Source organism: Candidatus Dependentiae bacterium, assembly GCA_016871815.1.
Taxonomy (GTDB): Bacteria; Babelota; Babeliae; order Babelales.
Genome location: VHBT01000001.1, coordinates 75,901 through 89,282, shown reverse-complemented (window position 1 = coordinate 89,282; position 13,382 = coordinate 75,901). Strand labels below are relative to the sequence as shown.

The 13,382-nt window shown below is 37.5% G+C and carries 18 protein-coding genes and 1 tRNA gene; 12 read left to right on the top strand and 7 right to left on the bottom strand.

Annotated elements, in window-relative coordinates; all coding sequences use genetic code 11:
• From map to FJ366_00360, 10 genes are all read left to right on the top strand, one after another.
• Window positions 1-777: a type I methionyl aminopeptidase gene (gene map / locus FJ366_00405; GenBank protein ID MBM3894050.1), complete on the top strand. Its 777-nt coding sequence runs from the start codon at window positions 1-3 to the stop codon at window positions 775-777.
• Window positions 778-779: 2 nt separating this feature from the next.
• Window positions 780-1,004 (top strand): translation initiation factor IF-1, encoded by a 225-nt coding sequence (infA, locus tag FJ366_00400; GenBank protein MBM3894049.1) that lies wholly within the window; start codon window positions 780-782, stop codon window positions 1,002-1,004.
• Window positions 1,005-1,051: 47 nt separating this feature from the next.
• Window positions 1,052-1,168, top strand: coding sequence for a 50S ribosomal protein L36 (gene rpmJ / locus FJ366_00395; protein MBM3894048.1), 117 nt, complete (start codon window positions 1,052-1,054; stop codon window positions 1,166-1,168).
• 34 nt (window positions 1,169-1,202) lie between these two features.
• A complete protein-coding gene (rpsM, locus tag FJ366_00390) occupies window positions 1,203-1,589 on the top strand; it encodes a 30S ribosomal protein S13 (GenBank protein ID MBM3894047.1) in 387 nt (128 codons plus the stop codon).
• A gap of 26 nt (window positions 1,590-1,615) precedes the next feature.
• On the top strand, window positions 1,616-1,999 hold the full coding sequence (gene rpsK, locus FJ366_00385) for a 30S ribosomal protein S11 (GenBank protein MBM3894046.1): 384 nt from the start codon (window positions 1,616-1,618) through the stop codon (window positions 1,997-1,999).
• A 46-nt stretch (window positions 2,000-2,045) separates the two neighbouring features.
• Window positions 2,046-2,651, top strand: coding sequence for a 30S ribosomal protein S4 (gene rpsD / locus FJ366_00380; GenBank protein MBM3894045.1), 606 nt, complete (start codon window positions 2,046-2,048; stop codon window positions 2,649-2,651).
• A 16-nt stretch (window positions 2,652-2,667) separates the two neighbouring features.
• Entirely contained in the window at window positions 2,668-3,729 is a 1,062-nt protein-coding gene (locus FJ366_00375) for a DNA-directed RNA polymerase subunit alpha (GenBank protein MBM3894044.1), read from the top strand.
• Complete coding sequence (gene rplQ / locus FJ366_00370) at window positions 3,726-4,082, top strand: 50S ribosomal protein L17 (GenBank protein ID MBM3894043.1); 357 nt, start codon at window positions 3,726-3,728, stop codon at window positions 4,080-4,082. Before FJ366_00375 ends, rplQ begins: the two co-directional genes overlap by 4 nt.
• A 118-nt stretch (window positions 4,083-4,200) precedes the next feature.
• Window positions 4,201-4,776: a hypothetical protein gene (locus FJ366_00365; protein MBM3894042.1), complete on the top strand. Its 576-nt coding sequence runs from the start codon at window positions 4,201-4,203 to the stop codon at window positions 4,774-4,776.
• Between the two features lie 12 nt (window positions 4,777-4,788).
• Complete coding sequence (locus FJ366_00360) at window positions 4,789-5,160, top strand: hypothetical protein (protein ID MBM3894041.1); 372 nt, start codon at window positions 4,789-4,791, stop codon at window positions 5,158-5,160.
• Here the strand turns inward: FJ366_00360 and FJ366_00355 are convergent.
• The 5 genes from FJ366_00355 to FJ366_00335 all read right to left on the bottom strand — a co-directional run bounded on the left by FJ366_00355 (window position 5,146) and on the right by FJ366_00335 (window position 10,193).
• Window positions 5,146-6,018, bottom strand: a complete 873-nt coding sequence (locus tag FJ366_00355; protein MBM3894040.1) for an undecaprenyl-diphosphate phosphatase — start codon at window positions 6,016-6,018, stop codon at window positions 5,146-5,148. The two genes, FJ366_00360 and FJ366_00355, sit on opposite strands and share 15 nt — an antisense overlap.
• A complete protein-coding gene (locus FJ366_00350) occupies window positions 6,015-6,929 on the bottom strand; it encodes an NAD-dependent epimerase/dehydratase family protein (protein ID MBM3894039.1) in 915 nt (304 codons plus the stop codon). Before FJ366_00350 ends, FJ366_00355 begins: the two co-directional genes overlap by 4 nt.
• Window positions 6,926-8,278, bottom strand: coding sequence for a hypothetical protein (locus FJ366_00345; GenBank protein MBM3894038.1), 1,353 nt, complete (start codon window positions 8,276-8,278; stop codon window positions 6,926-6,928). Before FJ366_00345 ends, FJ366_00350 begins: the two co-directional genes overlap by 4 nt.
• A gap of 68 nt (window positions 8,279-8,346) precedes the next feature.
• Window positions 8,347-8,976 (bottom strand): TonB C-terminal domain-containing protein, encoded by a 630-nt coding sequence (locus FJ366_00340; GenBank protein MBM3894037.1) that lies wholly within the window; start codon window positions 8,974-8,976, stop codon window positions 8,347-8,349.
• Between the two features lie 86 nt (window positions 8,977-9,062).
• A complete protein-coding gene (locus tag FJ366_00335) occupies window positions 9,063-10,193 on the bottom strand; it encodes a peptide chain release factor 2 (GenBank protein ID MBM3894036.1) in 1,131 nt (376 codons plus the stop codon).
• A 203-nt stretch (window positions 10,194-10,396) separates the two neighbouring features.
• Between FJ366_00335 and FJ366_00330 the strand changes: the two genes are divergently transcribed.
• Window positions 10,397-10,472 (top strand) — tRNA-Ala (locus FJ366_00330).
• A 118-nt stretch (window positions 10,473-10,590) separates the two neighbouring features.
• Here FJ366_00330 and FJ366_00325 read toward each other — a convergent pair.
• Window positions 10,591-11,097 (bottom strand): nucleotide exchange factor GrpE, encoded by a 507-nt coding sequence (locus FJ366_00325; protein MBM3894035.1) that lies wholly within the window; start codon window positions 11,095-11,097, stop codon window positions 10,591-10,593.
• A gap of 86 nt (window positions 11,098-11,183) precedes the next feature.
• Window positions 11,184-12,221, bottom strand: a complete 1,038-nt coding sequence (locus FJ366_00320; GenBank protein ID MBM3894034.1) for a hypothetical protein — start codon at window positions 12,219-12,221, stop codon at window positions 11,184-11,186.
• A 215-nt stretch (window positions 12,222-12,436) separates the two neighbouring features.
• Between FJ366_00320 and FJ366_00315 the strand changes: the two genes are divergently transcribed.
• The gene (locus FJ366_00315; GenBank protein ID MBM3894033.1) at window positions 12,437-13,378 is read left to right on the top strand and encodes a DMT family transporter; all 942 of its coding nucleotides are present in this window, start codon (window positions 12,437-12,439) and stop codon (window positions 13,376-13,378) included.
• The last annotated feature ends 4 nt before the right edge of the window (window positions 13,379-13,382 follow it).

Genomic DNA, 13,382 nt, shown 5'->3' with positions numbered 1-13,382 from the left:
GTGAATAGAGTTTTACTTAAAAATGCGGTTGCTTTTGATAAAATGAGGATAGCTGGAAAGCTTCTTGGAAAAATTGTAGCAACGCTTGAAGATAAGATAGTTCCTGGGATTTCGTCAGCCGATTTGGATGCGATTGTTGAACAAGAAATTCGTCGAGCTGGACTGGTTCCTGCGTGTATTGGGTATCATGGGTATCGCCATGCAACTTGTATTTCTGTGAATGATGTGGTTATTCATGGTGTTCCGAGTAAAAGAGTCGTTTTTAAACAAGGTGATTGCGTTAAGGTAGACGTTGTTGCTTCTTATCAAGGCTATTGTGTCGATATGGCGCGTACTTTTTTTGTTGGATCAGTTTCTGATCATATAAAAAAAATGAAAGAAACAGCACAATGTGCACTTGATGAAGCTATTGGAATGATAAAACCAGGAATTCGAATTGGAACAATTGCAGCAAGAATTCAAAAAATTGTTGAAGAACAGGGTTTTGGAGTTGTGCGAGCATTTGCTGGTCATGGGATTGGTAGGAATATTCATGAAGGGCCAGAAGTTCCAAATTTTGGAAAAGAGGGTACTGGTGATGAACTTATGGTTGGAATGGCACTTGCTATTGAGCCTATGATTACTCAGTTTTCTCATGAGGTATTTGTTGATTCTGATGGCTGGAGCGTTAAAACGGTTGACCATGGGATTGCTGTGCATGTTGAAGATACGGTTATTTTAACTGATAGTGGTGTGGAAATTTTGACGCGATGCGTAGAGCATGATAATTTTGGATGAGTATGAAAACGAAAAAAGATGCTATTGTTATTGATGGAGTAGTCGACAAGGTCTTACCGAATACTATTTTTAGTGTTATCCTCGAAGGAGGTCATACGGTAACTGCACATATATCTGGAAAAATGAAGATAAATTATGTGCGCTTGTTGCCGGGAGATCGTGTCGCGGTTGAGTTGTCTCCGTACGATTTGACAAAAGGCAGAATTATAGTGCGGTATCGCGTATAACAGTCTGTTTTCGATTTTTAATGAAAGTTTGTTGAAGTGGGAGTGGTATGAAAGTTCGTACGTCGGTTGGAAAAATGTGCTCAGGTTGCAAAATTATTCGCAGAGCTGGGGTTGTAAGAGTTTTATGCAGCAAAACTCCTCGTCATAAGCAAAGACAAGGTTAAGTTGCCTGATTAGAAAGTTTAGAAGGAAACAAAAATGGCACGTATAGAAGGTGTGTATCTTCCAAGTGAAAAACGTATTGAGTACGGTTTGACTTATATTTATGGTATTGGTCTTTTTAGTTCTCGTCGGATTTTATCTGCTATTAGCTTAAATCCGGACACCCGGGTAAAAGATTTAACGCCTGAAAACATTGCGGCGATTCAAAAAGAAATAACATCAGGATTTAAAGTCGAAGGTGATTTGCGTAAGGAAGTTGCTTTGAATATTAAGCGCCTACAGGAAATTCAAGCTTACCGTGGCATTCGTCATAAGCGTGGTTTGCCTGTTCGTGGTCAGCGTACAAAAACAAATGCGCGTACGCGTAAAGGGCCTCGTAAGGCAAATAGTGTAATTGCGAATAAAAAAATAGCTAAAAAGTAGTAAATAAAGGTTTGTGAGGTTTTTTTATGGCGTATAAAAAAGGCAAAAAGCGCGTATTGAAAAATGTTGAGTCCGTGATTGCTCACGTTCAAGCATCATTTAATAACACGCTTGTTTCCGTAACAACAATGACTGGTGATGTTATTGTGCGTGGTAGTTCAGGTCAGTTGGGTTTCAAAGGTGCTCGAAAAGGGACTCCTTTTGCAGCAACTCAAATTGGTACAAATATTGCGCGTGATCTTTTGGCATTAGGTGTTCGATTCATGGAAGTTAATCTTCAAGGTCCGGGCCAAGGTCGAGATTCTGTTGTTAGAGCTTTTCAGTCGTCTGGTTTGAATATTTCGGTTCTTCGAGACGTAACTCCTCTTCCTCATAATGGTGGTAGAGCTCCTAAAAAGCGACGTGTGTAAAAGTTAATGGTGTTTTTTAAAATTGAAGTGAAGGGGTGCTAAGTATATGGCAGCAGGAACCACCGGAGCTGGCTTGAAACGAAGCGGTTCTGAGAAAAAAAATATTCGTAGCGCTGAAGATGTCGCAGGAACAAGAGAATCTACTTCTCGTGTGAATAAACGAACTTCTGCGTATGGTCGTCAGTTGGCTGAAAAGAATTTCTTAAAAGATCAATACGGTCTTGGCGAAGCTCAATTTAAGCGTTTTTATAAAAATGCGCAGCGTCAACGTACCGGTACAGGTGAATCATTATTAGTCTTGTTGGAACGTCGACTTGATAATGTTGTTTATTCGTTAAAGCTTGCAACAACACGTACTCAAGCGCGTCAAATGATTGTGCACCGACATGTTTTAGTAAATGGTAAAATTGTTACATCGCCATCGTATTTGATGAGTGTTGATGATGTTGTTTCTTTTAAACAAGCAACGTTAGAGCGTGAATCGTTTGTTGTTAATGCTATTGATAAGCGTTTAAATATTGGAATTAAGGTTCCAGAATGGTTGGAATTGCGAAAAAAAGACCGCTCAGGTGTTGTTCTTCGTCTTCCAGAGCGATCAGATATTAATGCAGACATTCAAGAGCACTTGATTGTTGAGTTGTATTCTAAATAAGTAATGGGTGAGAGTTATGTCGCTAAAAAATAAATATCAACCATTGATTATTCCTACAGCTCATTGGAATCTTGCAACGGTATCCGAATCATATGGGGAACTTGTTGTAGAGCCACTAGAAACAGGTTTTGGAATGACCCTTGGAAATGCTCTTCGACGTGTTATGTTATCTGCCGTGGAAGGAGCTGCTGTTACAGCGGTTGTCATTAAAGGTGTTAATAACGAATTTTCTACACTTAAGGGTGTGGTTGAGGATGTTTTGCAACTTATTTTGAACATTAAGGGAATAGTAATAAAAAACAACACCGGACTTCCTGGTTCCTTAAAACTCAAAGTAAAGGGCTCTCGCGTTGTTACGGTTGCCGATATTGTTCCCAGTGAAAATTTAGAATTAATTAACAAAGATCATGTCATTGCTCACTTGGGTGAAGATGGAGATCTTGAAATTGATTTTAAAGTAGAAAATGGTCGTGGCTATTTACCTGCTCAGTGGGAGCGTGGTGTTTCGTTACGAGCTGATGGTATGATTTTTGTTGATGCGATGTTTTCTCCTGTGCGACGAGTTGAGTTTAATATTTCAAAAACTCGTGTTGGGCAGGATATTGATTACGACAAATTAACTCTTGGAATCTATACAAACGGAACGATTTCTCCGCAGGATGTTGTTAACTATGGAGCTTCTGTTCTTCGTTCACAGTTAGAGTTCTTCTTGGATGCGGGTGAAATTCCATTTAATGAAATTTCAACTGTTTTAGTTGATGGAAAACCATCTGTGGATCTTGCTGTTGAAGAAAAGAAAAGTCCGACAGGTCTTCCAGTTGATTTATTCTTGAAGCCTATCGAAGAGCTTGAGTTTTCAGTTCGTGCACACAATTGCTTGGCTGGCGCTGGAATTAATCGTGTTATTGATTTAGTAAATTTGACAGAAGATGAAGTTCTTAAAATTAAAAACTTTGGCAGAAAATCGCTTCGCGAAGTAAAAGAAATTTTAAGTGCGTTTAATCTTAGATTTGGTATGAATATAAAAGAGCTTGATCTTAAAAAAGCTCTGAAAGAGCAAGAGGGATCATCCTTATGATGCATCAGTGTGATAGAAAAAAATTAAATATAAAACAAGGTCACCGCAAGGCGCTTTTGAGAAACCAGGCTATTAGCTTGATTCTTCATGGGCATATTCAATCGACAACAACTCACATAAAAGTCTTGCGTAGTTATGTAGAAAAAATTGTTACCTTAGCGCGAGCTGGTGATAATTTTAATACGATCAGACGTATTTCTCAGGAATTGCCTTACGACAAAGAAGCTGTTTATAAGCTTATTCGTGAAATTGCTCCTAAGTATGTACAGCGTCCAGGTGGTTATTTGAGAATTTATAATCTTGGTCGTCGCCCAAGTGACACTGCTCCTATTTCTCGTATTGAGTGGGTGTAGGTCTTTCTGACTTTCCTTGACAGGGTTGTTAGATAATTTTTTGATCATATTGCTATAGCTTTGCGCTCTTGGTAATTTTCTTTTGTGATGATTTTGGATCATAAAAGTTGTGGTAAATATGAAGGTCAAAAATTATTTAACAACCCTGTTTTTTATTGTGGGTCTTTCTGCCTTGTCTGCTAATGGGGTCGTAGTTGAAAATTCTTTTGTAGAACGTTGTTTAGTTGCTTTAAGTAATCAAGAGCTACAATCGGTATTTAGTTCTTATTGTAAAAATATCCCAAGTAAAAATTTTTCTATTTTCGCAATACCCTCTCAAAATATGTGTTTGTTGATAGACACTCTTTTCATGGGAGATATTTCTCGAGAGCAGCGATATCAGTCAAATGAAGTTGTTGCGGTTGTGCCAGCTCTTTCTGCATATCATCTTGCCATGATGAATGCTGAGGGTTATTTTCAGGTTCCTCGCCCTGGTGCGGTTGTTCCTCCAGCATTGATTGTTACAGAGCAGCCAACTTCATCAGAGGAATTAGCTCTTTTGGTTCAACCTAATAGCCAGCAAACTTCAGAATCTGCAGCAATTGTGATAAGAAAAAAACGTAAACATCAATCTCAGTGGCGATTAATGGATTTTGATTCTTTATCAGAGAAAATAGATATTGTTATCGTTTGTGGTTTAAGGGCCATTAATTAGAGACAATTAGTTATGACGATTTTGTTGGTATTAACTTTTTGCATGTCTGTTTTTTCCTCAACGGTTACAGATTCCCAAGATATCGCCTTAAATTTAGACTCAGTTTGTGAGGCTGAGGTTAATTTAAAAGATGTCTATAAAAAAAATATGCAGGATTCTGTTGTGGGGCTGAGTCCGGCTTTTTTGCCTCACGAGTTCATGGATGTTTCAACGATAGATTCAGCAATTGTTTTATGTAATGTAAATCTTGAAGAGCAATATCCTGCGGATGAGTTATTCGTTGTAGACATGGTTCATGATACAGGGCATTTTTTACAAAATAATCCTGAAGCTACATTCGGTAATTTCTCGAAAGAAATTATTGGTGGTTTACGGAAAGTATAAAAAAGATTGGTTGCGTATTAGATAAAGTAGTGTCAGGGGAATCGTAAAGTAGGGAGCTATTTTCCAGAGCGATCGATTTTCGTTAAGGTGCCATGAAAGCCTTAATCCATAAAAAGAAATAAACGCGCACATTGTTATTATTAAAAAATCTTCAAAACTTAGCTTGGCGATATGGTCTTTGTAGAGATTAAAGAAATGTATTTTTTTGTCGCAGAGATTTTTTAATGGATTCCCTAAAAAAGTAGCGAGTTGAAGAAGTGTTGAAAACTCAAACGCTCGGTGAGTGGGAATAGAGAGCCATCTTGCGCTTACCAGTGTAACGCTTAGACGTGATATACCTGGAATCGCTGCAAATCCCTGAAAAAAACCTATTCCAATCGCTCGTATAAATGACAATTTTTCATCATTTTTTTTAATAAAATAAGTACTAATTTGTAAAAGAGCAGTACAGCTCAATCCGATTGCAGCAAGTGTAGGGTGCGAAAGAGTACTCAGGGAGAGTATTTTTTTTAGAGAAAAAAAAGTTAGAGTAAAGCTCACTAATGAAAAAAAAACAAATGCGAACACTCTAAAAAGAAGAGAAAACCATTTTTTAGAGTGCACAGAGCATTCTTTTTGTTTAAAAAAACGCATCAGGATTTTAAATCTGAACACAATTGAATGTCTAAAAAAGAGCAGAAGAACCATCAGAGTTGGGAAAAAAAGCAAGTCCATTACGCTTTCAGTTCCAATTTTGTCGGTCCAGGGAACTGCTTGCCTGAAGATAGTGTCTATGATCCAAACGTGTGTGCTGCTACTGATTGGTAATGTTTCACCGATTATTTGAGCGGCAATTATAGCACTTTTGTGAATGTTCATTTTTCTTCAAAACCCCACTGTTTTAAGGCAAAAAATTTTGTACAATCTGCTTCCGATTTTATAATATCGCCAGCCCGTGCTGGTAAGAAAGTTATTGTTTGTTCTGGAAACTCAAAGCGTTTTTGAAGTTTTCGAACAAGTTCAAGGAGTGTGATGCTATTTCCTGTTCCAACGTTGATAATTTCTGGTTGAGTGAAAGGACATGCACCTGCAAGAAGATTGGCATTTACAACGTCTTCAAGGCTGACAAAATCTCTCGTTTGCATTCCGTCGCCAAAAAGGGTTATTGGCAGCCTTTTTTTTATTTTTTCGATAAAAATTGGAATAACCGCGCTGTAATTTGAGAGTTTATTTTGAGCTGACCCATCGACATTAAAATATCTTAAAATTACTGGGATAAATTGGTTTTTTTTATAAAAATCAATACACAATCGCTCTCCGAGTCTTTTTGTTTCAGCATAAGGCGATAATGGGTTGAGTGGCATTGTTTCTTGGCACCGATTTTTTTGATCTCCATAAACGGCAGCAGAAGAAGAAAAAACAAATCGTTTAACGCCACATATTTTTGCGGCGTTCAAAATGTTTTTTGTTCCAATCAAATTGTTTAATTCGTATAAATCGGGCTGTTCAATCGATTCTTGAACCGATGTTTTTGCTGCGAGATGGAAAATGTGTGATTTGTTGGTTGCGGTAATTAAACAGGTTTCAGGATTTGTAAGATCACCAGAAATAATTGTTATTTTTTTAGCACAAGAGGAGAGGTTTTCTATTGATCCAGTCGAAAAATTGTCCAAAACTGTTACTTGAGCGTTGTATTCAACAAGCTTTTCGACAACGCTCGATCCAATAAAACCTGCGCCACCAGTTACAAGAATGTTTTTTCCCGCGTAATAATTATACAATTTTTTCATGGTACATTTCTTTCGGTTATCGTCGGTGTCATTGATGTGCGAGAAGGTGTTGTTTGTGTATAAATTTTTTCAGCGGCTTTTTGTCCATCTAAAACAGCTTCTTGCATGCTTGAGTACTTCCATTCTCCAAACCGTCCAATACTGAAGATGTTGTTTTTTTCGAGCGATGTAAGAAGCGTTGAAAGATTGTTTTTTCTCCAGTCGTTATAAATCACATAAGCGTGGTCGAGCATTAATGTTTTCTCAAAACAGATATCCGATTGGTTGAGCTTTAATAGTGTAAGGAGCTCTTTTTTTGCCGAAATTACTTTTTTATCGATATCTTTTTTCTTGGGTTTCATGAGAGACATTTCAGCAAAGAGCGATGATTTGTTTTTTGGTGCCATATGGGCCGAAATTGCGTTCCAAAATCCAATTCTATAAAAGCTGAACTTCTTTTCTGGAAAATAAATCCAGTGCTTGTCGTTGAAATTTGGCTTATTTATTCCAAGGTTGAGATTTATTACGGTATTGCAATATAAATTTGATGATTGAATTTCAAGGTTGGAGTCACTTGAGAAGGTTGTAGACTTCAAAAGAGTATCAAGAGGCATTGTTGCGATTAGGATGTCGTATATTGTTGAAGAGCCATTTGAAAAATAGATTTTTTTTTGTTTTGAATTGATTAATTCAACAGAGTGATTGCAATGAATCTTTGATGTCAGCTTTGATTCGATTCTGTTTGGAAGAAGAGCAATCCCATTTTCTCGTGGATATAAAAAAGAGCTGTTATATCCAAGTGAACTAGATTCTTGATGTGAAAAATTTTTAATAATGTCTTCAAGTTTTATCGTGGGTATAAAGCGTCCGCCTTGTTCTGGCATTATTTTAGAAAGAGGAAATTGTAAAATTTTTGAGTTGTAGGGATAAAAAAATTCTGAGCACATGCCCTTTCCAAAGGCTTTTAAAAGCCATTGTTTAAATGTTTTGGGGGTATAGGTATTTCCAGGTTTTTTTATAAACGACTCAATACATTGAGCTATAATGTTTGTAGGAAGATTTTTTAGATTTGTTTGAAATGGGTACGCAAGGTATCTGTTGTGCATAAAAACATGCGCATTTCTTGTAATTGATTGTAATTCTGCAGGTCCAAAAAGAGTAGCTAGAAACGTTGAGAAATACTCATTATTGCTATGCAAAAAGTGACCAGTATAATCAACTGTAAATCCATTTTCACAGACAGATCGTGTCAGCCCGCCAATTGTTGGCTGCTTTTCATAGATTTCGTATGAGGTTATGCCACTTTTTTCAAGATGATATGCGGCAGATAATCCAGTAAGGCCAGCGCCAATAATAACTATTTTTTGCATACGATCTCTCCCAGAGAGTGGTAACTAGCAAGAGAGTATACTGATTTTTTTTAAAAATAAGGCAACTTTTAGGTGTAAATAACAAATTCACTGCGCATGATTTGTGGCGGAATGCTTGGAAATGGAGCAGCCTTTTTGAAGGCTTGAATGAAAAGATTATCAAAGGCTTTGTTGCCAGATGTTTTTAAAAGGCCTATTTCGGTGATGCTGCCATTTCGATTAATTGTCACTTGAACTCGAGGTAAGCATTCTGGGCGAGTTGGATTTAAGGCAATTTTGTGGCGATATTTTTTTTGAAGTGATTCTAGTTGCGCAGTAAAATAATATTCGATTTTGTTTTTATAGCATTTTTCTGCACAAAGACCGGCTTGTGCATATTTTGGGGTCTTGTGATTGTAAATTGATTCATCAGAATACCCAGTATTAAATTGAGAAAATAATTCTAAGCTTTTTTCGAAAAAAAATTCAGTTTCTAGTGATCTGATGGGGTGAGAAATTTCTTCTTGATGAGTAAGTTGAACATTCTTAGTGGTTGATGCGCTTGTAAGATCTGCTGATGTTATATTTTCGATTTGTTTGAAATGATTTGATTGTGTTGAAAATGGCGGGTGTGTAACAGAAAGCACAACGAGTAATACTTGAAGGGAGAGCCCAATTGTTAGTCGGGCAGCTTGTAAGAAAAAGGTATTCTTGTTCATTTCTTTTAACCTTGTTGTTATTTGCTCTTATGTGTAGATGTTAACAGATAGAAAATATTTTTTTCCATACTCTTAAATAAGAGTATTTAGTCTTGCGGTAAATCAAATGTTTTTTCATCGCCTGGAGACTTTGTTAAAAAAGATTCAATAAAACCCATAATGTCACCGTCCAAAACTTCAGTTGGATTGAAGATTTCAAAACCTGTTCGGTGGTCTTTTACCATTTTGTATGGGTGTAAAACATACGATCTGATCTGAGATCCCCATTCGATTTTTTTGCGTTCAACACTTTTATCTTGAGCTTCTTTGCGCTCAGCTTCATATTTTTCTGCAAGTCTGGAGGATAGCATTTTCATTGCAGTTGCTTTGTTTTGATTTTGAGATCGTTCGTTTTGGCATTGAACAATAATCCCGGTTGGAATGTGGGTAATTCGTACAGCTGATTCGGTTTTGTTAACGTGTTGACCGCCTGCGCCACCAGCACGATAGGTATCTATTTTTAATTCTTCCGGATTAATGGCAAGCGAGGAATCTGTGATCTCTGGATATACGGTAATCGAAGCAAAAGATGTGTGTCTTCGTTTATTCGAGTCATACGGTGAGATTCTTACAAGTCTGTGGACTCCTGATTCTGGAAAAAGAATCCCATACGCATATTTTTTTTGAAAATAGAGTGACGCCGATTTTATTCCAGCTTCCTCACCATTTTGAATATCAAGAATCGAAGATTTAAATCCTTCTCGTTCGCCAAATCGTAGGTACATTCTCATAAGCATTTCAGCCCAGTCTTGAGATTCTGTTCCTCCGGCTCCTGAGTTTATTTCGACAAAGCAGTTTGCATCGTCATGTTCTTTCTGCAAAAGAATATAAAGTTTAAACTTTTTGATTGTTTTAAGTTGCCCATGAGCGTCAATTAACAGTTGATTAAGATCATCTTCTGTCGCGGCTTCCGGCTCACTGGAAAGAAATTCAGCAAGATCGTTTAGGTTTTTAAAATCTTTTTTTATTTCTTCGTATTCACTGAGCAGTGTTTTTTTTGCTTGGAGTTCTTTGAGTCTGAGAATCGTTTCTTTTTGTTGCCAAGATTGTTCTGACTCGGTGAGCGTGGTAAGCGATTCAATTTGTTGCTGTAATTTGCTGTTGATTACAAATTCGCTCACAACGGTAAGGTGTGTGTTAATCTCTTTTAAGAGTTCTTTTATATCGTCAAGCACCATGATTGTATTTTTTTTATAAATTTTATTCATGCTAAGAGGGTATGGCTGCTTAAAAACTATGTCAAACCTTCTCAAAATGATTGTATTTAAGTTTTTTTCTTCGAAAATATCTAAAATTTATAGATTTTTTATTAAAAGTTGTTGCAACTAAATGCTTTGCCCTTATAATAAAGGGGTGGTTTTGAAAAACCCAAATCAGATTTGGGGGCATAGCTCAGTTGGTAGAGCGTCCGCCTTGCACGCGGAAGGTCAGGGGTTCGAATCCGCTTGCCTCCACCATTTTTAGATAAATTTTCTTAATAAAAGATCAGCCGTACAATGTACGGTTTTTTTATTGTTTAAAAACAAAAAACGGCCGCTTAAAAATGCGACCGTTTAAAAAAAATTGAGCTTATTTTTATTTTGCTACGCTGACTTTAGCGTGTCTGATGATATTTGTGCCCAGCTTGTATCCTTTTTCGAATGTTTGCACAATTTCGCCACTACTTTTTTCAGTTAATTCCACCTGCATGAGTGCTTCATGGAATTCTGGGTTGAATTGACCATTGGTAGGAATTTCTTCAACTCCCGCAGACTCAAGGGCTTTTGAAATATTTTTTTGAATCAGAGAGAGTCCATCGATAGCGCTGGTAATTAACGAGTCGTGCTGTTCATTTTTTGCGGGGAGGGTAGCTAATGCGCGATCGATATCATCGTTTATTGGGAGGAAAAGACGAATTGTTGTAGCTCTTGTGATGTTCATCCATTCAATACGTTCTTTTTCGGTTCTTTTTCTGAAATTTTCAAAATCCGCAGTTGTTCGAAGAAGTTGTTCTTTGAGTGTTGCCGCAAGTTGTTCGGCTTGAGTGAGGGTTGATTGATGTTGAGTTGTTTCTTGTTCGTTCAGTGGTGTTTCTGTACTCATAGGTATTGTTTGCTCCGTATGCTTAAGTAAAACAGTCTAACTATTTAAATTTTATCAGGTTTTACTTAAGCATAAAGAGGGAATATTTATTCTGTGGAATTGTTATCAGTTCTGAGTGCGTCAGCAAGTTCTTCTGCTACGATAGCAACAGTCCCAAGAACAAGGTCTTGTGCTGGTCCATCAGGCATGGCAGCGTCAATTAATCCGACAACTAATTCACCAACAGCATCGCTTGCAACTTGCGCAACAACTGGAGCAAGGTCGTGCATTGCGTGAGCTGGTAATCCAACTCCAATTGCATCTAGATCTAGTCCGACGTTGTTGTCGTCAGCAACATGGGCATCTTCACTTGGACGAAGCGAAAGTCTGCGTATTGTATCCAGAGAAACTCTGCTTCCTCGTCGAGAGCCCGATGGTGATTCATGTTCTTTGGCAGCTTCAGCAGCTTTTTCTAGGTAGAGAGCTGCCAGGCGAGGATTTTCTAATTTTAAAAGCATTTGAGCCATGTTGCGATTTACGGGAGATTCGGTTTCAGCCTCAATAAGGCTGATAAGAGTTGGGATAAGGTCTCTCTGCATTGATTCATCGAGCAATTTTATTTGATTGTGAAGATGTCTGAGAGACGACTTGGTAAGCCGTTTTATATTTTTGATAACAATTAATCGATCATCAGCTGAAAGGCTCAGGAATGATGATTGCTCAGGTCTAATTGCTTGGAAGATTGAGGTGAAATAGCTATTTATTAAGTTGAAAAGTGTTGGATTGTATTCCCCTTCTGCTGTTGTAATGCCAGAGATACTTTGTTTTGCAATATAGCTTTGGGTTACATCAAGAATAAAGGAGCCTGCGGCTTCTTTAAAGACGGTTCCAAATGTTTTGCGTGAAGACAGAACGAAATCTTCTTCATCTCCTGCGGCGATTGCAGAAAGAAGCGTAGAAATACCAATTACCACGGGAGGAATAACTTCTCTTGGGTTACCGCCACACAACAACCACCAGCGTTTTCTTTTTTGGGGTTGAGCTGTTTGCGGGGAACCTTTTTTACCCCATCGTGGGGCAAGCATGTTTGTTGCAGAAAGAGCGAGTACGCCGAGTAACAGCGCTTGTAATTTAAGATTTTTCATAGCTAATCCTCGATTTAATAAAAAAATGATTATTAATTCTCATTCTTGTATCGATTGTAATGTTCTAGGTCGCCAGGGTTCAATAGACCATTTCTTTTTGTAAGTTTTTTGTGAGTGGGACAACTTTCACGGTTCATCTATCGTGGAATTTTGGAGATTTTTTCTTGTTTGGGTATAGTTGTTTGGTATTTGTGCGCGGTATGTGGTGATGTGTTGTGATATTTCTGATTTTATTTTGTTCTGCGCTGTTTGCCAGTAGCATTTTTGTAAATAAGCTACTGCTCTTTTCGCTAAGCCCTAGTTTGCTTTCTGGAATTCGTATGTTTATTTCCGGGCTTGTTCTTTTGTTTTTAAATAAAAAATCATATCAGCAGGGAAGCCTGAATAAAATAGCTAAAAATTGGAAAATTTTCTTTTCTATAACTTTTTTTACGGTATTGATTCCTACGGTGTGTAAGGCCTACGCAATTAAAAATATGCTTTCTTCAAAAGCTGCATTTATTGGAAGTTTTGATCCTTTTATTACCGCCGCATACGCCTATTTTTTATTTGATGAAGAATTATCGATAAAAAAGCTTGTGGGAATGATATCAGCTTTTTGTGGGGCTGTCGTTTTGTTTTCAGAACATTCTTTGGCCGAGAATTCTTTAGAGTTCTTTTTCCGTATTTCTTGGCCTGAATTAGCAGCTTTGACGTCAACAGCTGTTGGTAGACTTGGGTGGATGATGGTCCAAGATGAAATGCGAAAAAACGACCTTTCTTCAAGTGATGTTAATGGTATTGTTATGACAGCGGCTGGGTTTTTAGCATTTGGCTTAGTGCCTGTTCTTGGCTTTTTGGGATTAGGAGATGGATCTTTTTTTATAAGTGCACATTTTTGGACCTTAAAATCATCTCTCCTGCTTGCATATACGGTGATTTTTGGAAATTTAATAGCATATAGCTTGTATGGCTATTTGCTTAAGCATAACAGTGCAACATTGTTGTCGCTTGCTGGTGCGACAATTCCTATTTATGTTACCGCTTTGGGATATTTTTTTTTGAAAGAGCCTGTTTCTTTGCGACTTTTGGTTGCAGCGGGATCGATTTTGTGCGGAATTTTTATTTTTTATTACGAAGATCTTTTTGGAACCAAGGGGTTGTTCAAAAAAAGATAAAAAT